The organism is Parafrankia sp. FMc2, assembly GCF_041008525.1.
Taxonomy (GTDB): domain Bacteria; phylum Actinomycetota; class Actinomycetes; order Frankiales; family Frankiaceae; genus Parafrankia.
This window is the reverse complement of the sequence record NZ_JBFLUG010000115.1, coordinates 1-23,920: the sequence shown is the minus strand read 5'-3', so window position 1 is coordinate 23,920 and position 23,920 is coordinate 1. Positions and strand designations below refer to the sequence as shown.

General features: G+C 74.4%; 9 protein-coding genes. 5 read left to right on the top strand and 4 right to left on the bottom strand.

Annotated elements, in window-relative coordinates; genetic code table 11:
• Positions 1 to 123 precede the first annotated feature (123 nt).
• On the bottom strand, positions 124 to 1,365 hold the full coding sequence (locus AB1460_RS27725) for a saccharopine dehydrogenase NADP-binding domain-containing protein (protein ID WP_368965051.1): 1,242 nt from the start codon (positions 1,363 to 1,365) through the stop codon (positions 124 to 126).
• Positions 1,362 to 7,121, bottom strand: coding sequence for an amino acid adenylation domain-containing protein (locus tag AB1460_RS27720; protein WP_368965050.1), 5,760 nt, complete (start codon positions 7,119 to 7,121; stop codon positions 1,362 to 1,364). The genes AB1460_RS27725 and AB1460_RS27720 overlap by 4 nt, the downstream gene beginning before the upstream one ends.
• 147 nt (positions 7,122 to 7,268) lie before the next feature.
• Between AB1460_RS27720 and AB1460_RS27715 the strand changes: the two genes are divergently transcribed.
• Genes AB1460_RS27715 through AB1460_RS27695 form a run of 5 tightly spaced genes read left to right on the top strand, consistent with a single transcriptional unit; the run spans position 7,269 to position 21,299 of the window.
• Positions 7,269 to 8,990 (top strand): (2,3-dihydroxybenzoyl)adenylate synthase, encoded by a 1,722-nt coding sequence (locus AB1460_RS27715; RefSeq protein WP_368965049.1) that lies wholly within the window; start codon positions 7,269 to 7,271, stop codon positions 8,988 to 8,990.
• Positions 8,991 to 9,041: 51 nt separating this feature from the next.
• Positions 9,042 to 10,481 carry a salicylate synthase gene (locus AB1460_RS27710; protein ID WP_368965048.1) on the top strand — a complete coding sequence of 480 codons (1,440 nt, stop codon included), beginning with the start codon at positions 9,042 to 9,044 and terminating at the stop codon, positions 10,479 to 10,481.
• Entirely contained in the window at positions 10,478 to 17,782 is a 7,305-nt protein-coding gene (locus AB1460_RS27705) for an amino acid adenylation domain-containing protein (RefSeq protein WP_368965047.1), read from the top strand. The genes AB1460_RS27710 and AB1460_RS27705 overlap by 4 nt, the downstream gene beginning before the upstream one ends.
• Complete coding sequence (locus AB1460_RS27700) at positions 17,779 to 19,560, top strand: ABC transporter ATP-binding protein (RefSeq protein WP_368965046.1); 1,782 nt, start codon at positions 17,779 to 17,781, stop codon at positions 19,558 to 19,560. The genes AB1460_RS27705 and AB1460_RS27700 overlap by 4 nt, the downstream gene beginning before the upstream one ends.
• Complete coding sequence (locus AB1460_RS27695; protein WP_368965045.1) at positions 19,557 to 21,299, top strand: ABC transporter ATP-binding protein; 1,743 nt, start codon at positions 19,557 to 19,559, stop codon at positions 21,297 to 21,299. Before AB1460_RS27700 ends, AB1460_RS27695 begins: the two co-directional genes overlap by 4 nt.
• Positions 21,300 to 21,343: 44 nt before the next feature.
• Here the strand turns inward: AB1460_RS27695 and AB1460_RS27690 are convergent, their stop codons facing one another.
• Both AB1460_RS27690 and AB1460_RS27685 read right to left on the bottom strand, forming a co-directional pair.
• Complete coding sequence (locus AB1460_RS27690) at positions 21,344 to 22,996, bottom strand: ABC transporter ATP-binding protein (protein WP_368965044.1); 1,653 nt, start codon at positions 22,994 to 22,996, stop codon at positions 21,344 to 21,346.
• Positions 22,993 to 23,920: ABC transporter permease (locus tag AB1460_RS27685; protein WP_368965043.1), on the bottom strand; the 928-nt coding region annotated here is incomplete at its 5' end. The genes AB1460_RS27690 and AB1460_RS27685, both read right to left, overlap by 4 nt.

Here is a 23,920-nt window from a genome sequence, read left to right as displayed (position 1 = left end):
CTGGCTCGAGATCCTCTGGCACTGCCTCACCAAAGGCGTGCTCTACGACGAGGCCACGCACGTCGCCAACCGCAACCGAGCCCTCGGACGCGCCGCCTGAAACCGTGGTTGACAGAGGGTGTCTCACAGCACTCCCTCTTCCGCGTCGTCGGAGAGCGCCGGTGCCGCGGGCCACTGGCTCGCGGCGGCTGTCCGGGCCGGTGCGCCGGCCTCGACGTGGTCGGCGTGGTCGGTGTGGTCGATGTGGAGCACACCGAGATCCGGCCCCGCCGCGCGGATCTCGTCGACGACCTCTCCGGGATCGAGGACGTCGCAGGCGGCCCGCAGCCCGGGTGGCACGTTCGCGGCCAGCACGGCTCGGGCAGCCAGTGCGCCCACGAGGCCGGTGAGGCGGTAGCTGCTGGGGGCCCGGAGCACGAGCGTCGCCGTTCGGTGGCCGCCGGTTGACTGACCGTGCAGGCCGAAGACCATCAGGTAGTACGGGGTGCGCCCGTGCAGGTCCAGGTCGGCCGCCCGGCGCAGCCGGACCCCGACCTGGGCCGGGTCTGTGGCGGGGTCGGCGGCGTAACCGGGCATCCGCGCCAGCTCGGTGCGCACCGCGGGGCCGGGGTGGACGTTGTACCAGTCGACGGAGCGCAGTCCCAACGCCCACGCGAGGCGTTCCGTCTCCGCCGACAGGAACGGGGTGATAGCGACCGGCCCCGGGAAGTGCGGCGCGACGGTGTTCTGGGCCGCGCGCAGTGCCCGGGGGCGACGTGCGCCGTCGCGCCAGGCCGCCAGCGGCTCGCCGAAGGCCGCGCCGGCCACCCCGCCGGTGCGCATCGACAGCAGCATGTCGGTGGCGACCACCGGCGAGCAGGGCTCGATGCCGCCGACGTGCGCGGTCAGGCCGACGGGCCGGGTGAACCCGCTGGCCGCCAGCCAGCGCGGCAGCAGGCTGGACAGGCCGGGCAGCGTACCGGCGGAGACGACGACCGCACGGTCGGTGCCCGCCAGCCCGCGCCCGGTCATCGACTCCAGGACCGGATCGTCGCCGGCGACGTCGACGTAGTGCGCGCCGGCGGCGAGCGCGGCCACCCCGACCGTGTCCCCGAGCAGGTAGGTGGGCCCGGCGCAGTTCAGCACGACCTGGCAGCCCGAGCAGAAGCGCGCCAGCGCCGCCGGATCGGTCGCGTCGACGGTGTGGGCCTCGCCCCGCCCGCCCAGGACCTCGTCGACAGCCCGGCGTACCAGGTCCGCCCGACGGGCACCGAGGCGCAGGTCATCGACACCGAGACGGCGTAGCTGCTCCACCGCGGCCAGGCCGACCATGCCGGACGCCCCGACGATGCCGACCGCCGCCGGTCGGCCTGTCCTCCCGCTCACCGGGTCACCGCTCCACCGGTGAGCTCCGCGAGCAGGCGCAGGACACCCGGCGCGTGCTCGACGGACAGGCAGCTGAAGTGGTCGCCGGGAACGTCCACGATGCTCAGGTCACCCAGGCACACCTCGTCCCACTGGGCGGTGACCGCGTCCCGGCTCCCCGGGAAGGGGTAGGTGCCGCTGTGCCGCAGGAACGTCACGTCGCCGGCATACGGCTCCGGGCGGTAGCGGCTGATGGAGAACACGCTCTGCCGGAAGGTGCGGAACAGGCGCGTCATGTGGTCCGGCTCGTACATGCCCGCCGACGCCGGCACGACCGCGCACATCCGCTCGATCCGGGCCTCCCGTGGCACCCGGACCAGGGCGCGGAAGCGGGCCGCGACGTCGGTGAACTCCCCGTCGAGCCTGGCCAGCCCGCCGTCGCGCAGCAGCCCGGGGCTGGTGGCGAGCACCGCGTCGGCTGCGGCGGCGACGGCGTTCTCGTCGGCGGGGAAGCCCAGGTCGGCCGGGTTGATGCCCATCATCACCGCGAACGAGTACTCCGCCAGGATCTCGTCGTCAAGGCGGAACCGGGGGCTGTGGCTGCTGATCGCGGTGAACGACGCGACCGGGGCGCCCGCCTCCGCCAGGCCGCGGGCCACCTCGATCCCGATCAGGCCGCCGAGGCAGTAGCCCACCAGGTGGGTCTCCCTCGCGCCGAGTTCCAGCAGCGCCCGCACGTAGCCGGCGGCCAGTGTCTCGACCTGTCCGTCCGGATCCCCGTCGAGGTAGTCGGCGAGGTGCGGGATCTCCAGGCCGACGACGGCGGCGGTACCCGCCGAGCGGCGCCGGATCTCGGTCACCAGCGCCCGGTAGGGCATGAGGGTGCCGGTGCCGGCGTGGACGAGGATCGTCATCGGCGCGTCCCGGCTCTCCAGACCGGAGCCGTGCAGGAACACCAGCGGCGAGGACTTCTCCGCCTCGGCCTCGTCCGGGTCGCGGCCGGAGGACGCCCGTAGGAACGACGCGAGAGCCGCGACGGTGGGGGCCCGCAGCATGTGCCGCAGCACCACCTCCCATTCCAGCGCGACGACGTCGGGCAGGCGTTCCCGGACCTGGCCGACGAGCCGCGCGACGAGCAGTGAGTCACCGCCGAGCGCGAAGAAGTCGTCGTGGCGACCGACCCGCTCGACGCCGAGCAGCTCGGCCCACAGGGCGGCGAGCTGCCGTTCGAGGGCGTCCGCCGGCTCGTCCGAGCGCGTGACGATCTGGTCGGCTGCCGCGACGCCCGCTCCCGGGCGGGGCAGCCAGTCACGCAGCCGGGCGCGGTCCACCTTGCCGTTGCCGGTCAGCGGGAGCGTGTCGAGGACTCCCCAGACGGCCGGCACCATGTACTCGGGCAGCCGGGCCGACACGTGCCGGGCCAGCTCGCCCACGATGACCGGTACCCGGTCGGTCTTCACCCGGGCGAGGAAGAGCCGCTGCCCGGTGGGGTGCAGCACGTCCGTCACCCGCGGAAGCACCGCGACGAGCTCCGCACCGATGCCGGCGAGCAGCGCGGGCCACTGCTCGTCGGTGACGAACGAGGCTCCGGAGGCCGCCCGCAGGTCCGTCGGCGCCGCGGCGGTCGCCTCCAGGAACTCCAGGGAGACCGCGAGCGGCAGATGGTCGGCCAGGGTGTTCTCGACGATCACCAGCCAGCCGCCGGGCGCCAGCAGCTCGCGCAGGCCACGCAGCACCGCCGGGATGTCGGCGGTGCTGTGCAGGACGTGGGAGCAGAGGACGACATCCGTGCTGTTCGGCGCGAATCCCTGCGCTCGCGGGTCACCGGCGGGGTCGAACCGGGCGTACCGCACCCAGGGATGGTCGGCGAAGCGTTCCGCGGCCTCGGTGAGGAAGAACCGCGACGGGTCGGTGAACAGATAGTCGACACCGAACTCGGCGAGCGCGGGCACCAGCACGGACGTGGTGCCCGCCACCCCGCCGCCGACCTCCAGCACCCGCAGCCCCTCCTCCCCGACGTGCTGTTCCGCCAAGCGGTGCAGGGCGGCCGTGACCGCCTCGTTGAGCTGGCGGACGGCAAGGTTGTCTCGATAGGCGGCGGCGAGCGCGTCGGCCTCGGCACCCGGGAACAGCAGCGCGCGGACGTCCTGCTCACCCGACAGCAGCGCGGGCAGCCGCCCGGCACAGGTACGCATCAGCCCGATCAGGTCGGTGCTGTACCCCACCCGCCGTTCGGCGGCGTCGAGGCGGGCCCAGGCCTGCTCCAGGCCGGCCCTGTCCGGCGTGACCAGGCCGCGGTAGCGCGGTGCTCCGGTGGATTCCGGGCCGCCGGGCGCGGGTTCGGCCGTCAGCCGCCCGTGGGCCGCCAGCGCCCGCAGCCACCGTTGGACGATGCCCCGGTGCGTACCGGTCGTCCGCAGCAGACCGCACACCTCGTCGAGCGTGAGCGCCGCACCCTCGGGCGGCGGTATCCCGGCGCCGGCGAGCGTCGCGGCCATCACGCAGAGCGCGACCTCGTCCATCGCGGCCAGCAGCTCGCTGAGCGCGGCGGGATCCACCCCGTCACCGGCGGCCCGCACGGCCGTGGCGGCCTGCGCCGCGACGGTGTCCGCGACGGCGTCCGAGCCGGCCGACAGCGCCGGCTCGGCGTCGCCTGGCCGCCGGCCGGCCTCGACGAACGCGGCCAGCCGACGCCCCTGGGGATGCTCGTCCACGATCACGGCGGTGGCCGCCACCGCGGGATGGCTCAGCACCGCCGCCTCGATCTCGGCGAGCTCGATCCGGAACCCGCGGATCTTCACCTGCGAGTCCTCCCGCCCGAGGAACTCGATCGTCCCGTCGGGCAGGTACCGGCCCAGGTCCCCGGTGCGGTAGAGCCGCTCGCCGGTGACCGGATGGCGCACGAACCGCTCCGCCGTGCGTTCGGGGTCACCGCGGTAGCCGAGCGCCACGCCGGCACCGCCGATGTACAGCTCGCCGGGCACCCACTCCGGGCGGTCACGCAGCTGCGCGTCGTGGACGGCGAAGGTCTGGTTGGTCAGCGGCGCCCCGTACGGGATGCTGGGCCGGGCGGGGTCCACCGCCCCGACCGGGTGGAAGATCGACCAGATCGCGGCCTCGGTGGCGCCACCGAGGCTGACTACCTCGGCTCCCGGCAGCACCGCGTGGATCTCGTCCGGCAGGGTGACCGGAACCCAGTCGCCGGACAGCATCGCGAGCCGCAGCGTCCCGCCCGCGGGGGCGGGACCCGCCGGCCGCGGCCTGGCCGGCTCCGCACGCAGGAACTCGGTCAGCATCTGCATCTGGCCGGGCACCGAGTTCCACACCGTCACGCCGTGGGCGTCGATGAGACCGGCCCAGTGTGACGGGTCGCCGCGCCGCCCCGCGTCCGGCAGCACCAGCCGGGCTCCGGCCCGCAGCGGGCCGAAGATGTCGTAGACCGACAGGTCGAAGCCGAGGCTGGCCAGCCCGAGCACGGCGTCGTCCTGGGTGATCCCGAACCTGCGGTTGATGTCGATCACGGTGTTCAGGGCCGCTCGATGGCTGATCATCACCCCCTTCGGGGTCCCGGTCGAGCCGGAGGTGTAGATGATGTAGGCGAGATCGTCCGGCTCCGCGGGCGTGGGCCGGCCAGCGGGGCTGGTGGGCTGCGCAGGGCTGGTGGGCTGTGCGGGGCTGGTGGGCGGCGCGGGGTCGGTGGGTGTCAGCGTGTCGACCGCGACCGTGGTCAGATCCGCGGGCCAGCCGGCGGTCTCGACCAGCCGGAGCTGGGTGAGGACGACACGAGTGCCGGCGTCGCGCAGGATGACCTCCCGCCGCGCGGCGGGCTGTGCCATGTCGACCGGCAGGTACGCGCCGCCGGCGAGCAGCACGCCGAGCACGGCCACGACCTGCTCCCAGCCCTTGTCCATCGCCACCGCGACCGGCTCGGACCGGCCGATACCGACGGAGTCCAGCGCGGCGGCGACGGCGCGGGCGCGGGCAGCCAGCTCGCCGTAGCTGAGCCGGACCTCGCCGGCCACCACGGCCGTGGCGGCCGGGGCCGCTGCGGCGCGGTCCAGGACGCCCTGGTGCAGCAGGCCGGTCGGCAGCGGGCCGGCCGTGTCGTTGACCGCCCGGCGGCGGGAACGCTGCTCGGCCGGCAGGTCCACCGGAGCGGACGCGGACCATGCGCCTGGATCCTCGGCGAGCCGGCTGACGGCGGCGGCGAAGGCGGTGAACGCGGCTTCGGCCAGCCCCTCGGGGAACACGCCGCGACGCACGTCCCAGGACAGGGCGAGGCGCGGGCCACGAGGTACCGCCTGGCAGTCGATCCAGACCTGCGGTGTCTGACTCACCGCGTGCACCACCTCGCCGCGGCAGGCGTCGACGCCCGGACCGGACGCTGTTTCCGTGGCTGAGCCGATCCCCACCGCCGACCCGGTGGCCGGGACGGCGGTGGGCGACGCGGCGTCCAGCGTGCTGGTGAAGACGACGGGCAGCAGCGGCCGCTCACCGGAGCGCCGGGCGATCTCGCCCAGTACCTCGCTGCCGGTCATCAGCGGGTGGGAGAGGTCCTCCAGCAGGCGTGCCGACAGCGTCCGCGCCCGGTCCGCGAACGCGGCCGGCGCGGTGAGATCGACCTCCAGCAGTTCGACGGTGGTGAAGTCCCCGACCAGGCGGTCGACCTCCGGGTGCACGCCGAGACGCTGGAAGACGGGCATGTTCAGGGTGAACCGGGGCGACCGGCTCCAGCGACCGATCACCTCCGCGTAGGCGGTGAGCAGCGCGGCGGCGGCCGTCACCCCGTGCTCACGGGCGTTGGCGGCCAGGCCGGCCCAGGCCCGCTCGGGCAGCAGATGCTCCAGCCGCTCGAAGCACGGGCCGGGCACCGCCGCGCCGTCCGGGCCCGGATCGGTGCCCGGGTCGGTGCCAGGATCGTTCGCGGTGCCGGTGGACCAGGTCCGGTCGGCCAGCGGGAGCTCGGGCGCTCCTGGCAGGGTGTCGACGCGCCGCAGCCAGTAGTCGCGGTCCCGCCGGTGGCGGGCCGTCTCGGTGAGCCGCCGACGGGTGGCCAGGTAGTCCCGGAAGGTCACACCCAGCGGCTGCAACTCGACGTCGGGTCGCGAGCACAGCAGGTCGAGCTCGCCGAGCAGGAGCTGGACGCTGGCGTAGTCGACGACGAGCAGGTCGAGCGAGAGGTGTACCAGCAGCCGCTGGTCGGACCAGGTCACCTCGGCGAGGCACAGCGGCCACCGGTCGGTGCGGGCGACCCGCTGGGCCAGCCGGCGGCGGGTGGCGGCGACAGCGTCGGCGACAGCGGTCTCCGGTCTGCCGCGAAGGTCCGTGACCGCTACCTCGCACGGCGGAGGGTTCTCCAGGACGATCTGGTAGCCCTCGGGATGGACGACCGCGCGCAGCATGTCGTGCCGGTCCACGACCGTCTGCCAGGCCGCCTGCACCTGTGCCGGGGCGAGGCCCGCGGGGTGGGCGATCTCGACATAGGCGTGGCAGGCCACGCCGCCGTACTCGTAGGAGTCGCCCCGCCCCACCAGGTAGGCGGCCTGGATGTCGGACAGCGGGAAGGGCTCGTGGCGCGCGTCGGGCTCCGCGACGACATCCGGAAGCTCATCGTCGCGGGCCAGGCGGGTCAGGACCGCGCTGCGGTCCGCCCGCAGCCGACGGCGGTGCTGCTCGGTCAGCGCGCCACGCGGTGCGCGGTAACGCAGCTCGCCGGCCTCCGCCCAGAGGGTGACACCCGCTGCCGCGAGTTCGGTGATCAGTTCGTCGACGTCCATTGCCCTCGACTTCCGCTGAGCACGCCGCTCCCGATCGGCGGGCGGCTGACTTCGTCTGAACATGTTCCAGTAACAAAGATAACGATAACGGTTTCCATCTACACTGACATCCGGTTCGCCACATCCGCGACAAGGAGCCCTGAACGCATGCCTGAGGACTGGCCGCGCTGCCCGGAGACGGACGCGGCGCGCTACCGCACGGCCGGGCACTGGGCCGGCGTCACCGCGTCAGCACTGCTGCGTGACCTCGCCGCCCGGCACGGGCCGCGCACGGCACTGGTCGACGGGCCGCGGCGCTGGTCGTATGCCGAGCTGGACGCGCACGTCGACCGCCTGCGGGCGGGGCTCACCCGGGCAGGGGTACGCCCAGGTGAGCGGGTGGTCGTCCATCTGCCCAACCGCGCCGAGTTCGTCCACCTGTGGTTCGCGCTCGTCAGGCTCGGCGCGGTCCCCGTCCACGCCATGCCGGCACATCGTCATGGCGAGATCCGGCGGCTGGCCCAGATCGCCGGCGCCACGACCTACGTCGTCGCCGAGCGTGCCGGAACCCTCGACGGCAGCGCGCTGGCGGCCCGAGTGCACGATGCGCTCGCGCCTCCGCGCCGAGTCATCCTCCTCACCGAGGCCGGATCCGCCTCGCCCGTCAGCACCGCCTCGCCCGCCGTCGCGCCCAGCCCCGTGCCCACCGCCACACCCGGGGTGGTGCCCGGGGTGCTGACGTGGTCGTCGCTGCTGGCGGACGGCGTCACCGCGCCGTCCGACGCCGGCGGACACGGGGACACGGCAGACCCGGGCGGGCTGGCGATGCTGCTGCTGTCCGGCGGTTCGACGGGTGCACCGAAGCTCATCCCCCGCACGCACGACGACTATCTGTACGCGGCCCGCGAAGGGGCTCGGATGTGCGAGCTGGGCCCGGACTCGGTCTACCTGGTCTGCCTGCCGATCGGTTTCAACTTCGCCTTCGGAGCGCCCGGTGTGCTGGGCACACTGCTGTCCGGCGGCATGGTCGTCGTCGCCCGCGACCCAAGCCCGCCCACGGCCTTCGACCTGATCGCGCGCGAGCGGGTCACCGTGACGGCACTGACGCCGCCGCTGGTTCCGGCGTGGGTCGAGGAACACGGCACCAGCGCCCCCGACCTGTCGAGCCTGCGGGTGCTCCAGGTCGGCGGAGCCCGGCTGGCCGACCACGAGGCAGGCAGGGTCGAGGAGGTCCTCGGTGTCCGGCTCCAGCAGGTCTTCGGCATGGCCGAGGGCCTGGTCAACTACACCCGGCTCGACGATCCGCCGCACCTGCGGCGCACCACCCAGGGTGTGCCGCCGACCGCCGCCGACGAGGTCCTCGTCGTCGACGACGAGGACCGGCCGCTTCCCACCGGCGAGGTCGGGGAGCTGCTCACCCGCGGGCCGTCCACCCCGCGGGGCTACTACCGGGCCGCGGAACACAACCGGCGCGCGTTCACCGCCGACGGCTTCTATCGCTCGGGTGACCTCGTCCGGCGGCTGCCGTCCGGGCACCTCGTCGTCGTCGGCCGCCGTAAGGAGCAGATCAACCGGGGCGGCGAGAAGATCGACACCGCCGAGGTCGAGGAGCTGCTGCGCAGCCATCCGCGGGTACGCGCGGTCGCCCTGCTGCCCGTCCCGGACCCGGTACTCGGTGAACGTTCGGTCGCCTTCGTGGCCGGCGTCGAGCCCGCACTCACCCTACGTGAGGCCGCGCGGTACCTCGCCGAGTGCGGTCTGGCCGCCTACAAGGCGCCCGACCGGGTCGTACCGGTCCCGGACCTGCCGCTGACCCCTGTCGGCAAGGTCGACAAGGCCGCCCTGGCCAGGCGCTTCTCCGCCGAGCCGGGCCAGGTCGGTTCCGGCTGAACCCGCCTCGACCTCGACCTGCCTGAACCCGCCTGAGAGGGACGGTCCGTTGTGAAGACCCCGCCTGACATCATGCTGCCGCTGGTCGGAACGCCCGGCTACCGACCGGGGGTGGCGTATGGCGACTTCGACCCGCCGCGGGTGGCCACCGCCCTGGCCGGCGCGCGGTTCACCGACCGAAGCGTGCTCTACGAATGCGCGGACGGCTGGTGGTACGCGGCCGGTGCGCTCTGTACCGTCACCGTGTACGGCGACCGGGTCCAGATCGCCACGGGCGGTAACCTGGTCGATCTGCCGTACGCGGGATCACCGCTCCCGGTGCTGGCCGCCGTCACCGACGCGCTGCCGATCCCGGGCTGGACCGCCTACGGCTGGCTGGCGTTCGAGTTCGCCACGGCGATCGAGCGGGCCGCGGCGCCCGAACACACTGTGTCGCAGCCGCTCCGGGGGGCGAACCGCCGGCCGCTCGCCCAACTGGTGGTTCCGCTCGTCGAGGTTCGGGTCAGCCCGTCCGCGGTCGAGGCCCGGGGTGTCGACGAACGGCTGCGCGACCAGGTCCTGACCTTCGCCGACCGCTGTGCGAATGCCTGGGGTGACCTGGCCGGGCCACCCGCCGCGGCCACCCCGACCCGTGCCGTCGACGTACGGGCCGGCGACGCCGAGGCCTACCGGAGCGCGGTCCGCACCGCCATCGACCGGATCGAGGCCGGACGGCTGGCCAAGGTGGTGCTCTCCCGCCGTGTGGCGGTGCCCTTCGAGGTGGATCTTGCTCGCACCTGTCTGGTCGGCCGCCGGGCCAACACGCCCGCCCGGACGTTCCTGCTCGACCTGCCCGGCATGCGTGCGACCGGCTTCAGCCCCGAGGTGGTCGCCGTCGTCGGCGCCGACCGGACCGTCCGCACCCAACCGCTTGCCGGCACCCGGGCCTTCGGGCTGGGCACCGACCGTGACCGGGCCAACTGCGATGAGCTGCGCACCGATCCCAAGGAGATCTACGAGCACGCGGTCTCGGTCCAGCTCTCGGACGCCGAGCTACGGACCGTCTGCACACCCGGCAGCGTCGCCGTGCGGGACTTCATGACGGTGCGGCCACGCGGCAGCGTCCAGCACCTCGGCTCGCAGGTGGAGGGCCGGCTCGACGACGCGCGAACCCGCTGGGACGCGCTCGCGGCGCTGTTCCCGGCGGTGACCGCCACGGGCGTCCCCAAGGACGTGGCCTGCCGGGAGATCACCGGTCTGGAGCCGGCCGCGCGCGGGCTCTACGCCGGGGCCGTCCTGCGTCTCGGCGCCGACGGCACCCTCGACGCGGCGCTGGCGCTGCGCACGGTGTTCAGCCAGGAGGGCCGCACCTGGCTGCGGGCCGGGGCCGGCGTGGTCGCCGGCTCCCGGCCCGAGCGGGAGTACGAGGAGACCTGCGAGAAGCTCGCCAGCGTCGCCCCCCACCTGGTACCGGCGGTCCCCGCCGCCCGGCCGATGGACGGTGCCGCATGAGCGACGGTCGGCACGGTGGCCACACCGCCGGGGACACTTCCTTCGACGATCTGTACGACGAGGTCGCCGCGGTTCTGGGCCTGTGCGCGACCCCGCCCGGCGGTGGCGTGTCGCCCGAGGACCACGAGTTCGACCAGGACGCCAACCTCTTCTCGCTGGGGCTGGAGTCACTCACCCTGATCCACCTCATGACCTCGTGGCGACGCCGCGGTGCCGAGGTGACCTTCGAGCAGCTTGCCGAGATCCCCACCCTGCGGCACTGGAATCGTCTGCTGACCGCGGCCCGGCCCGCCGCCGATCCCGCCGTCGCCCTGCCCGCCACCGCCACCGGCCCCGGCCCCGCCACGTCGTCGGCGGCCTCCGGGTTCGAGCTGGCCACCATGCAGCACGCGTACTGGATCGGGCGTCATCCCGGCCAGCCCTTCGGCGGAGTCGCCGCCCACTTCTACGCCGAGCTCGACGGCGCGGGCGTCGAGCCGGAACGGCTGCGCGGGGCGCTGGCGCGGCTGCTGGCGCGGCACGGGATGCTGCGGGCACGCTTCACCCCGGACGGTCGATGTCAGCTCGCGCCGCCGCCGGATGCCGTCACCCTCCCGGTGCGTGACCTGAGCCGGCTGCCGGCCGAACAGATCACCCGCACCCTCGACGAGCTCCGCGAGCACTACACCCATCGGATGATGGACATCGAGGCGGGCCAGGTCCTGGAGGTGGCGCTCACCCTGCTCCCGGACGACGCCACCCGCCTGCACATCGACCTTGACATGACCGTCGCGGACGCTCTGAGTCTGCGGATCCTGCTGGAGGACCTGCGCCGGGCGTACGAGGACCCGCACGACGACAGCGATCCGGCCATCGCCTACGACTACCCCCGCTACCTCCGCGAACGACGTGCGCACGACGCCACCCGGCGTGAGCAGGCCAGGGGCTGGTGGGGCGACCGGCTCGCGGACCTGCCCGGCGCGCCGGAGCTGCCCCGCCGCGCCGACGCCGGCCGGCCGGGGCTGCCTGCCCGCAGCATCCGCCTTGCCCACCATCTTGACGCCGAACGCCGTGACCGCGTCACCCGCCGGGCCCGCCGCCACGGCGTCACCCCGTCCGCCGCGCTCGCCGCGGTCTTCGCCGAGGTGATCGGCGCCTGGAGCCGCACCCCGCGGTTCCTGCTCAACCTCCCGCTGTTCGACCGCGCGCCGCTGCACCCGGAGGTCGACCGCCTCGTCGGTGACTTCTCCAGCTCCATCCTCGTCGACGTGGACGTCAGCACCGCCCTGCCCTTCGTCGAACAGGCCCGGCGGCTGCAGGCGAAGACGGCCGCGGCGATCGACCGCGGCACCTACAGCGGCGTCGAGGTGCTTCGGGATCTCTCCCGGCATACCGGCTCCGCGGTACTCGCACCCGTCGTCTACACCAGTGCGATCGGCCTCGGCGACATCTACACCACCGCCGTCCAGAGGTGCTTCGGCCGCCCGGTCTGGATCATCTCCCAGGGTCCGCAGGTCTGGCTCGACGCGCAGGTCACCGAGCACGACGGCGGCCTGCTGCTCAACTGGGACGTCCGGCTCGACGTCCTGGCGCCCGGCACCGCCCAGGATGCTTTCGACGCCTACCGCCGGCTGATCGACGAGCTGGTCGACGACGACGGCTCCTGGGACCGGCCGGTCGGCACGCTGCTGCCCCCGGCCGCCGCGGCGACGCGTGCGCGGGCGAACGCGACCGCCGTCGACCGCCCGGCCCGCACTCTGCACCACCCGGTGTTCGCCCGGGCAGCGGCCCAGCCGGACCGGCCCGCGATCATCGACGGTGCGCGCCGCACCAGTTACGGCGAGCTGGCAGCGGCAGCCACGGCGGTCGCCCGGCTGCTGGTCGGCCAGGGTGTCCGTCCCGGCGACATCGTCGTGGTGACGCTGCCGCGCGGTACCGGTCAGATCATCGCGGTGCTGGGCGTACTCGCCGCCGGGGCGGCCTACCTTCCCGTCGGCACGGGCCAGCCCGTGCTGCGTCGTGAACGCATCCACGCCCGGTCCGGGGCGTCGTTCGCGCTTACCGACGACGAGCACCTCCCGGTCGTGACGGCGGCCGGGGGCCCTCGACCGCTGCTGCTCCGGGAGGCGCTGTGCCAGCCCACCCCGTCCGGTTCGGCACCTGACGCCGTACCGCTCGCGGGTCCGGCGCCGGTGCCGGACCTGGACCCGGCGCCCGGTGCCGGGGCCGAAGCGGGCTCGATTCCAGTGCCGGTCAGCCCGGACAGCCTCGCCTATGTGCTCTTCACGTCCGGCTCGACGGGCGAGCCGAAGGGCGTGGAGATGAGCCACGCCGCCGCCGCGAACACCGTCGACGCCCTCAACGCCCGGCTGGACGTCGGCCCGGACGACCGGGTGCTCACGGTGTCCGCACTCGAGTTCGACCTGTCGGTCTATGACGTCTTCGGCCTGCTGAGCGCCGGTGGCGCGGTTGTCTGCGTGCCGGAGGAACAGCGGCGCGACGCCGCGGCGTGGTGGCACGCGGTGACCAGCCATGGGGTGACCATCTGGAACACCGTGCCCGCCCTGCTCGACATGCTGCTCACGGCCGCGGAGCATGCCGACACCGCGGGGCATGCTGACACCGCGGAGCACACCCATGCCACAGGACGGGAGAAGGGGGCCGGCGGTCCGCTGCCGCGCGTGGTGCTGCTCGGCGGCGACCGGATCCCGCCGGATCTGCCCCGCCGGCTGCGAGCCCGGGTTCCCGGCTCGCGTTTCGTCGCGCTCGGCGGCATGACCGAGGCCGCGATCCACTCGACGTGGTTCGAGGTTCCCCCGGAAGCCGACGACGAGGCGGCTGGCTGGCCGTCCATGCCCTGGGGCGCGCCGCTGGACAACGTACGGGCGAGGGTGGTGGACAGCCGCGGCCGGGACCGGCCGGACCAGGTACCCGGAGAACTGTGGATCGGCGGTGCGAGCCTGGCTCGCGGCTATCGCGGCGACCCGGACCGCACGGTCGACCGCTTCGTCGCCCACCACGACGGGGTGCGGTACTACCGCACCGGTGACCTGGCCTTCTACCGGCCGGACGGGACCCTTGAGCACGCCGGTCGGGCCGACCACCAGGTGAAGATCCGGGGTCACCGCATCGAACTGGGTGAGATCGAGGCGGCCGCCACCACGCATCCCGCGGTCGGGCGAGCCGCGGCGGTCATCGCCCGCGCCGCCGCCGGCCCGGCGATCGCCCTCGTCGTCAGCCCCGCCGAGGGGGAGGAGACAGCGGCGTTGCGCCGGCTCGTCGACAACGGCGCGTTGGCGGGCTGGCTCGCCGACCGGCTGCCCGAGCCGATGCGCGCCGACCAGGTGCTGGTGCGGTCGGCGCTTCCACTCTCCGCCAATGGCAAGATCGACAGGGTTGCCCTCGGCGCCGCGGCCGCCGGTGCCCTCGGCCGTCGGCACGACGGGCGCTCGGACGGGTCCGTCGACGAACCACCCCGTGGTCCTGTCGAGCAGCGGCTGGCCCGGATGTGGGCCGAGCTGCTGGGTGTCGCCACGGTAGGCCGCTCGGACGGTTTCTTCACCCTGGGGGGCGACTCGCTGCTGGCCACCCGGATGGTCGGCCGGCTGACGTCCGCCGGCCTGGCGGGTGGGCGCATCGGCGACCTGTTCGCCCATCCGGCCCTGGCCGGGTTCGCCGCCCGTCTTCGGCTGGACCCCGACCCCGACCCCGATCCCGACGCCGGCCCCGACAGGGCCGGCAACGAGGGAACCGGCCGTGGTGGGAGTGCCGGGCTCACCGGAGCACCCGACGGCCCGCCAGCCGCGTCCCCCGGTCATCCGGTGACGCACCCGGCGGGCCGGCAGCCCGCGCGGACGGGGCCCGAGCTCGTCGCCGACCCCGAACGCCGGCACGAGCCGTTCCCGCCGACCGAGGTACAGCGCGCCTACTGGATCGGCCGCGACGAGCGGCTCCCACTCGGCGGCGTCGGCACCTGGCACTACACCGAGTTCGACGCCCCCGCGGCCGACGTCGACCTGGGCCGGCTGGCCCGGGCCTGGGACCTGCTGGTGACCCGGCACGAGATGCTGCGGGCCGTCTTCGACGAGGACGGTCGGCAGCGCATCCTGCGGTCGGTACCACCCGTCCACATCGAGGTTGTCGACGCCGGCCCGGCGAACGAGGACGCCGGCACCGCCGACGCGGAGACCGTTACCGCCGACGCGGAGACCGGCACCGCCGACGCGCTGGCGCGGTTCCGTGCCGAACGGGCGCACCGCAGGCACGACCTCGGCCGCTGGCCGCTGTTCGACATCAGTGCCCTGCGCTACCGCAGCGGCGGCGAGAGCCGGGTCAGGTTGGCGATCGGGCTCGACTACATCGTGTTCGACGCCCTGTCGATCATGACTCTCTACACCGAGCTCGACCGGCTCCACCGCGCGCCCGAGGGCGCCGACCCGGTACTGGCCCCGATCGGGGTCTCGTTCCGGGACTACGTGCTGCAGATCCAGCCGGACCGGCAGGAGGCCGAGGCGGACCAGGCCTACTGGGCGCGACGGGTCGCCGATCTGCCGCCGGCGCCACGTCTGCCGACCGCGGTGGACCCCACCACGGTCAGCGCCGGGCGGTTCACCCGCCTGCAGCACTGGCTGGAGCCGCGCCGCTGGAACCGGCTGCGCGACGGGGCCCGCGGGCACGGCCTCACACCCTCCACGGTGCTGCTCGCCGCCTACGCCGAGGTGCTCGGCACCTGGAACGACACACCGGACCTGACCGTCACCCTGACCCTGTTCAACCGCCGGGACGTCCATCCCGACATCCATCGGGTGATCGGCGACTTCACCACGGTCGCGCTCGCCGACTATCGCCCGACCGAGGCCGGCGGCTTCCTCGCCGCGGCCGCCGACCTGCAGCGCAGGCTCGGGGCCGACCTGGACCACCGGGATGTCTCCCCGACCTGGCTGCTGCGCCAGCTGGCCCGCGCCGCCGGTGGCATCGCCGCGACACCGGTGGTGTTCACCAGCGCCATCGGGGTCGGCGACGGCGACGTGTCGATGGATCTCTCCGCCGCGTTCCCCACCGCCGTGTACGGGCTCTCCACCTCGCCGCAGGTCTGCCTGGACAACCAGGTCCTGCCGGCTCGCGGCGGCCTCCAGGTGAGCTGGGACTTCGTCGACGGACTGTTGCGCCCGGGGCTGGTCGAGGCCATGTTCGACGCCTATCGACGCCTGCTCGACCGGCTCACCGAGGACGACTGGGGCGGTCCGTTGCCCGATCTGCGGCCGGTGGCGCAGCGGGAGGTCCGGGACCGGGCCAACGCGACGGCGGTCGCGCTGCCGCGCCAGACCCTGCACGCGCGGGTGTTCGACGTCGCCGCCCGCTCGCCCGGACGGATCGCCCTGGTCTGGGAGGACGGCGGGCACGCCCGGTCGATGACCTACGGCGAGCTCCGTGACGCGGCACTCCGGACCGGCGCCGCCCTGGTCGCGCGGGGCGTGCGGCCGGGGGACCCGGTGGCGGTCACCCTCCTGAAGGGACCGGGCCAGATCGTCGCGGTTCTCGGCGTGCTCGCCGCGGGCGCCTGCTACGTCCCGGTGGGTGTCGAGCAGCCACCGGCCCGACGGGCCCGGATCTGGCGCGACGCCGGCGTCCGCCTCGTTCTCTGCGGACCGACACCTGATCGCGGGCCGACACCCGGCCACGGGCTGGCCTCCGGCCGCGCTGCGGACTCCGACCACGGTGCGAGCGTCCACCCAGGCTGTCGACTGCTCCTCCTGGACGAGGCCCGCGTCACCGCGAACCCGCTGCCGGGCCCGGTGGACGTCGACCCGGACGAGGTCGCGTACGTGATCTTCACGTCGGGATCCACCGGGACGCCCAAGGGCGTCGAGATCACTCACGACGCCGCCGCGAACACCGTCGTCGACATCGTGAACCGCTGTGGTCTGCGGGCCGACGACCGGGTGCTTGCGCTGTCCGCGCTCGACTTCGACCTCTCCGTCTTCGACGTCTTCGGTCTGCTGGGCGTCGGTGGCGCGCTGGTCCTGCCGGCCGAGGACGAGCGTCGGGACGCGGCCCGCTGGCTCGCCCTCGCCCGCACGCATGGTGTGACGGTGTGGAACACGGTGCCGACGTTGCTGGAAATGCTGCTGGTCGCCGCCGAGTCGGACGGCCTGCCGCTCGGCCTGCGCTGTGCGCTGGTCTCGGGCGACTGGGTCGGGCTGGACCTCGCCGACCGGCTGGCCGCGGGTACGGGCACGGGCGGGCGGTGCCGCCTGATCGCACTCGGCGGCGCGACCGAGGCGTCCATCTGGTCGAATGCCTTCGAGCCCACCGGTACCGGTGGGCTCGAAGATGAACCGGCCCCGGGCTGGCAGTCGGTGCCGTACGGGTTTCCGCTCGCCAACCAGCGGTACCGGGTCGTCGACGGCCTGGGTCGGGACCGGCCGGACTGGGCCCCGGGCGAGCTGTGGATCGGTGGCCGCGGGGTCGCGCGCGGCTACCGGGGCGACCCCGAACGTACCGCCGAGCGCTTCGTCACCCATGCCGGCGACCGCTGGTACCGGACGGGCGACCTCGGCCGCTACCGCCCCGACGGGACGCTGGAGTTCCTCGGCCGACTCGACCACCAGGTCAAGATCGGTGGGCACCGGATCGAGCTCGCCGAGATCGACGCGGCGCTGGAGGCGTTCCCGGGGACCGGCCGCGCGGTCACTGTCGCCGTCGGCCCTCCCGGCCGCAGATCCCTGCACGCGTTCCTCGAACGCGGCAACGCGGGACCGCCAGGCGGGGATGACACCGGGCAACCGGACGGGGAGGGCACCGGGCAACCATGCGGAGGTGACACTGGGCCGGTCAGCGGAGAAACGGAAACCGCTGGCCGGGGAGCTGCTCGTCCGGTCGCCGGGACGGACCGGGAAGCCGCGGTCCGGGCGTTTCTGGCCGAGCGGCTGCCGGCCTACGCCATCCCGCCCCGGCTCACCCTCGTCGAGGCGCTGCCACTCACCGCCAACGGCAAGATCGACCGTGCGGTGCTGTTCCAGACCGGCGAGGACGCCCGCCACGCGGGCGCGGCACCACCCGCAGGGCCGGTGGAGGAGGCCGTCGCGGACATCTGGCGGGACCTGCTCGGGGCCGAGGTCACCGACCGGGAGGCGAACTTCTTCGGGCTCGGCGGGGACAGCGTGCTGGCGCTGCGGCTGGTCGCCCGCCTGCGCACGCGGTTCGGCGTCGAGCTCCCCATCCGCCGGTTCCTGTCGGCACCGACGGTGGCTCGCCTCGGCGCCGAACTGGCCGACCTCGGCATCGGCGCCGAGGACGACGTCGAGGAGGGCGTGCTGTGAGTGCCCCGGAGCAGAGCGGGCCACCAACCGCGGCCGGGGCGCTGCGGCGCCTGCTGGCCCCGCTGCGCGGCCGGCTGATGATCGCGGTCGTCCTCCAGGCCGTGTCGGGCGTCGCCGCCGTGGTGCCGCTCGCGGCGGTGGCCGAGGTCGTCCGGATGCTTTTGGCTCCCCCGGTCGACGAGGGTTCCGTGTGGGTCGCCGCGGCCGTCTGCGGGGCGGCCGCGCCGGTGAGCCTGCTGGCCGGTACCGCCGCGGTCGTCGTCACACACCTCGGCGACGTGACGCTCCAGCTGGCGCTGCGCCGGGAGCTCGCGCGGCGGCTGGGCGGGCTGCCGCTGGGCTGGTTCAGCGCACGGGGCTCGGGCGCGGTGAAGAAGGCCGTCCACGACGACGTGCACGCTCTGCACTACCTGGTGGCCCACACCGTCCTCGACGTCACGACCGTCGTCGTCGTCCCGGTGGCCGCGGTCGGCTACCTGGTGGCGGTCGACTGGCGGCTCGGGTTGCTGTCGCTGGTCCCGCTGCTGGCCGGTTGCTGGCTGTTCGCCCGGGCGATGGCGGGAGCCGGGTCGAAGATGGCCGAGTACGGCCACGCCGTGCGGGAGATCAACCAGGGCGTCGTCGAGTTCGTCGACGGCATCGCGGTGGTCAAGACGTTCGGGCGGGCGCGCGCCGCCCACGAGCGGTTCCTGCAGGCCACCGATGCGTTCCACACGTTCTTCTCCCGATGGGCCGCCGCCACCACCCCGGTGACGACCGCGTCCCAGATCGTGTCGGCACCCCCCGTCCCGCTGCTGCTGGCGCTCACGGTCGGCACCACGCTGGTGACCTCCGACCAGCTGGCCGCCCCGGACCTGGTGGCCTTCGCCCTGCTGTCCCCGGGCGTCGCCGGCGCGGTGTCGGGCATCGGCACCCGGCTGCAGGCGCTGCGCACCGGCGGAACCGCCGCCACCGGGGTCGTCTCCCTGCTCGACACCCCGGGGCAGCCGAGAACCGCTCAGCCGCGCCGGCCGGACGGTGTCACCGTCCGGCTGCGCGGGGTCGCCTTCGGCTACGGCGAGCGGACGGTGCTTCGCGGCGTCGAGCTGGACCTGGTGCCGGGCACCGTCACCGCGCTGGTCGGCCGCTCCGGCGCCGGCAAGTCGACCCTGGCCCGGCTGCTGCCCCGCTTCCACGACGTGACCGCCGGCTCGGTGAGTCTCGGTGGGGTCGACGTCCGCGACCTCGACCCCGAGGACCTGTACCGCGCGGTCGGCTTCGTCTTCCAGGAAACGACCCTGCTGCGGATGTCGGTCGCGGACAACATCGCGCTGGGCCGGCCGGAGGCCAGCCGGGCCAGGGTCGAGGAGGCGGCCCGCCGGGCCATGATCCACGACCGGATCCGGGCCGAGCCACGAGGCTACGACGCGGTCGTCGGCACCGACGTCGAGTTCTCCGGTGGGGAGGCGCAACGGATCGCCATCGCCCGGGCGCTCCTCGCCGACCCCCCGGTGCTGATCCTTGACGAGGCGACCGCGTACACGGATCCGCACGCGGAGGCCGCCATCCAACAGGCGCTGTCGGCGGCCGCGGCCGGCCGCACCCTGCTCGTCATCGCCCACCGCCTCGCCAGCGTCACCGGCGCCGACCAGATCGTGGTGCTCGCGGACGGAGTGGTCGCCGAGCGGGGCCGCCATGAGGACCTGCTGGCGCTCGACGGCCACTACGCCCGGCTGTGGCGGGCCCAGCAGCCCGCCGTGGCCGGCGCGCCTACCGCCCGACAGGAGACGACACCGTGATCAGGACCCTGTTGGCCGTGCTCGGCCGACCCGGCGACGCCGCGCTGCGCCGGCTGCTCGCCGGACTCATCGCCGCCGCCGCCATCCAGGGCGTCGGCTACGCGCTGATCGTCCCGTTCCTGCGCGCGCTGCTCGGCGAGGATCCGGACTCGGCCTGGCCGTGGCTGGCGGCCGTCGGCGCCGCGACCGCCGGATATGCCGTGGCGACCTGGTACACGCAGAGTGCCGCGTACCGCACCGGTGCGGACCTGGCCCAGGTGCTGCATCATCGGCTGGGCGCGCGGATCGTCGAACTGCCTCTCGGCTGGTTCGGCGCCGGCCGGGTGGGCGAACTGACCCGTCTCGCCAGCCAGAGCGTGCTGCAGGTGATGAGTGTGCCCGCGCACCTGCTGCGGCCGGTGGTCACCGCCGCCGTCATCCCGCTCGCGGTCGTGGTGACGCTGTTCGCCGTGGACGTCCGGCTCGCGCTCGCCCTGACCGTCGCGCTGCCGGTGCTCGCGTTCGTCCTGACGTGGAGCAACCGGGCGGTCGGCCGCGCGGACGCGGCCCGCGACGGCGTGAGTGACGAGGCGTCGGCCCGCCTGGTCGAGTTCGGTCAGGCACAGCCGGTGCTGCGTGCCTTCGGCCGTACGGCCCAGGGCTACGACGCCCTCGACGCGGCCCTGGTCGCCGAGCACGACGCGGACCGCGCCCTGGTCTGGCGCACGGTGCCCGGTCTGGTGCTGTTCAGCTTCGCCGTCCGGCTGGTCCTCGCGGTCGTCGTCGTGCTCGGCACCCACCGCGTGCTCGACGGCACGTTGGACGCCCCGACGATGGCCGCCGTCGTCGTCCTGATGATCCGCCTGATCGAGCCGCTGGCCGCCGCGGCCGATCTCGGCGCGGCGCTGCGGATGGCCCATGGCCACCTCGCCGGCATCAGGCGGGTGCTGGACACCGCGTCCCTGCCCGAACCGGTGGCACCGGTTCGCCCGGTCCGCACCGATGTCGAGTTCCGGGGGGTCTCGTTCGGGTACGACGACCGGCCGGTGCTGCGCGACGTGAGCTTCGTCCTGCCCGAGGGCAGCATGACCGCGCTGGTCGGGCCGTCGGGCGCCGGCAAGACCACGGTCGCGCGTCTGCTCGCACGCTTCTGGGACGCCGACGCGGGCGAGGTCCGCGTCGGCGGGGTGCCGGTCACCGAGATCGGCTCGGAGCAGCTGATGTCACTGGTCTCGATGGTGTTCCAGGACGTGTACCTGTTCGACGGCACCCTGGCGGACAACATCCGGCTCGGCCGGCCGGACGCGACCGACGAGGAGGTCGCCCAGGCCGCGGCCGTCGCCGGTCTCCCCAGCCCCGGCGGCGCGCAGACCCACGGTGAGCTGCCCGCCGGGATCCACACCCGGGTGGGCGAGCGCGGTGTGCTGTTGTCCGGCGGGCAGCGGCAGCGGGTCTCCATCGCCCGGGCGCTGCTGAAGAACGCGCCGATCGTCGTGCTGGACGAGGCGACGGCCGCACTCGACCCGGAGAACGACGCGCACGTGCAGCGCGCCGTCGGCGAACTGGCCCGGCGTTCGACCCTGCTGGTCATCGCGCATCGGCTGCCCACCGTGCTGGCCGCCGACCAGATCCTGGTTCTGGCGGACGGCCGCGTCACGCAACGTGGCCGGCATGAGGAGCTGATCGACGCCGAGGGCACCTATCAACGTCTCTGGCAGTCCTGGGAGTCGGCCCGCGGATGGCACCTGCTACCCGGCTGACCGCCGGGACGCCTGGACTCCGGGACGGCGGGACGGCGGGCGCGTCACCCCGCGGCCGCCAACAGTGCACGGGTGACGGCGTGGCGGGGCCCCGCCAGCACCTCACCGGTCGCCCCGCTCTCGACGACCGCGCCGTCGGACAGCACCGCCAGCCGGTCGCTCCGGGACGCCGCCACCGCGAGGTCGTGGGTCACCAGCAGCACGGTCAGCGCAGACGACCGGCGCAGGTCCGCGAGCAGATCCAGGATCGCCGCACCGGTGTCGACGTCGAGCGACGCACCCACCTCGTCGCAGACCAGCACCCGCGGCTCGCAGGCCAGAGCACGGGCCAGGTTGACGCGGGCCCGTTCACCACCGGAGAGCTGGTCGGGCCGCCGGTCGGTGTGCGCGGGCCGCAGCTGGACGAGCCCGAGCAGTCGTTCGACCTCGGCTCTGGTCCGTTCCGCCGCCGCGGGCCCACGTTCGCCCGGGTGCCGCCGCCTGGAAGGCAGCGCACGGGCCAGCGCCGCGGCGACGGTCTCCCGCGGGTTCAGCGCACCCACGCTGTCCTGCGCGACCAGCTGCACCGCCCGGCACTGCGGGACGGAGCGCCGGTCCGCCCGCGCCGGCAGCACGACCCCGTCGAGGCGCACCTGCCCGGTGCTGCGCCCCCGATGCAGACCGACCAGGCAACGCGCCAACGTGGACTTGCCCGAGCCGGACGGGCCGACCACCGCGAGCAGCGCGCCCGGCGGCGGGGCAAGATCCACCGATCGGAGGGCGGGCTGGCCACCATGCCAGGCTGACAGCCCTGCCACCTGCAGACGCGGGCCCGAACCAGCTGGACCAGAGGCAGGACCCGCCGCGACCGCCGGCCCGGCGAGGGCGGGCAGCCGAAGCACCGCGGCTGGATCCGGAGACTGCGCCGGAGCGCCGGGAGCCACGATCAGGCGGCCGGTGACATGCTGGTCCGGCAGGATCTCGGCCGGCGACCCGGCCGCGGCGACCCGACCGGACTCCAGCCTGATCACCCTGTCCGCCACCTCGTGGACGAGCCGGTGGTCATGGCTGACCAGAACCGTGGCCCTGCCGCCGACGACGGCGGCCACCATCCCGCGGAGGTCCCGGGCCAGCACCGGATCGAGGTTCGCGGTCGGTTCGTCCAGGACGAGCAGGCGCGGATCGCCGGCCAGGACGAGCGCGAACGCGACGCGCTGTGCCTGCCCACCGGAGATCTCGCTGCCGTAGCGGCGCAGAAACGCCCGGTCGGAGGGCAGCCACACCGCGGCCAACAGCCTCGCGATCTCGTCCTGCACCATGTCGCGGCCCCCGGCCGGCCGTCGGCCGAGCCGGCCGCGCACCGCCTCCTGCAGCAGGCTGCCGATCCGCCGGGCCGGGTTCAGCGCCGCTGCCGAGTCCTGCCCGAGATAGGCGACGGTGGCTCCGCGCAGGCGGTCAGCCACACCCGCGCCGAGGACGTCCTCGCCGGCCACCCGCACCGTGCCGGACCGCACGCACAGCCCGGGGGCATGGAACCCGAGCAGGGTGAGCGCGGTCGTGGTCTTTCCGGAGCCCGACGGCCCGACGAGCGCGACGACCTCGCCGGGCCGCACGGCGAGGCTGACCCCGTCGACCGTCGGCGGACCACCGTCCCGGCGCCCGACCACAAGCTCGGAGACCTCCGCGACGGGGCGCGCCACCCGCTCCACCGCGCTCATAGGCCGCCGGCCAGGCGGGACGCGAGCCGGTCCGCCAGCAGGTTGACCGACACCGCCAGCAGGAGCAGAAGGAACACCGGGGCCAGGAACGGCCACACCGTCAGTCCGATGCCGGCGGCGTTCTCGTCGACCATCCGCCCCCAGTGGGGGGCGGGCGCCGCGCGGCCGAGGCCGAGGAAGCCCGCCGTCGCGGTCAGGTGGAGTGCCACCGAGAATCGCAGTCCGGTCTCCGCCAGCGCCGGACGCACGATGTTCGGCGCGAGGTCATGGCGCAGAATCCGCCGCCGCGAGTCACCACGCGCCCGGGCGATCTCGACGAAGCCGGCGGCGGCCACCTGGGCGGCGGCGGCCCGGATCACCCGGACGGAGAACGGCGCACTCACCAACGCGACGGCGACGAGCACAGCAAGGTCGCTGCCCGGGTAGCCGGTCGCGAGCACCAGCAGCAGGAGCAGCCCCGGGATGACCGCGACAAGATCGATCACCCGCATCACCAGCTCCGCCGTACGCCGCTGGGACAGCGCGGTCGCCATCCCGACGACCACTCCGACCCCGCTGGTCAGCAGTGTGCTGCCGGCGGCGAGCGCGACGACCGGCAGCCCACCGTGGGCCAGCCGGGCCAGCACATCGCGCCCGATCACGTCGGTGCCCAGCGGATGTCCCGCGGAAGGCCCCTGGAACGGCCCGCCGACCTGCGCGGTGGGCGATCGCCCGATCACCAGCGGACCCAGCAGCGCGAACGCGACCACCAGCGCTGCGGGCAGCACCGGTACCCAGGCCCTGAGGCGCCTGGCACCACGGCCGGCGCCATCACGCGGTGCCCCCTCGACGCGCGCCGGAGCGTCAGCGCGGGCGGAGGCCTCGGAGCGCGGGGGCGTGTCGGCGGGCGTCGAGGGGGCACCGCGTGATGGCGCCGGCCGTGGT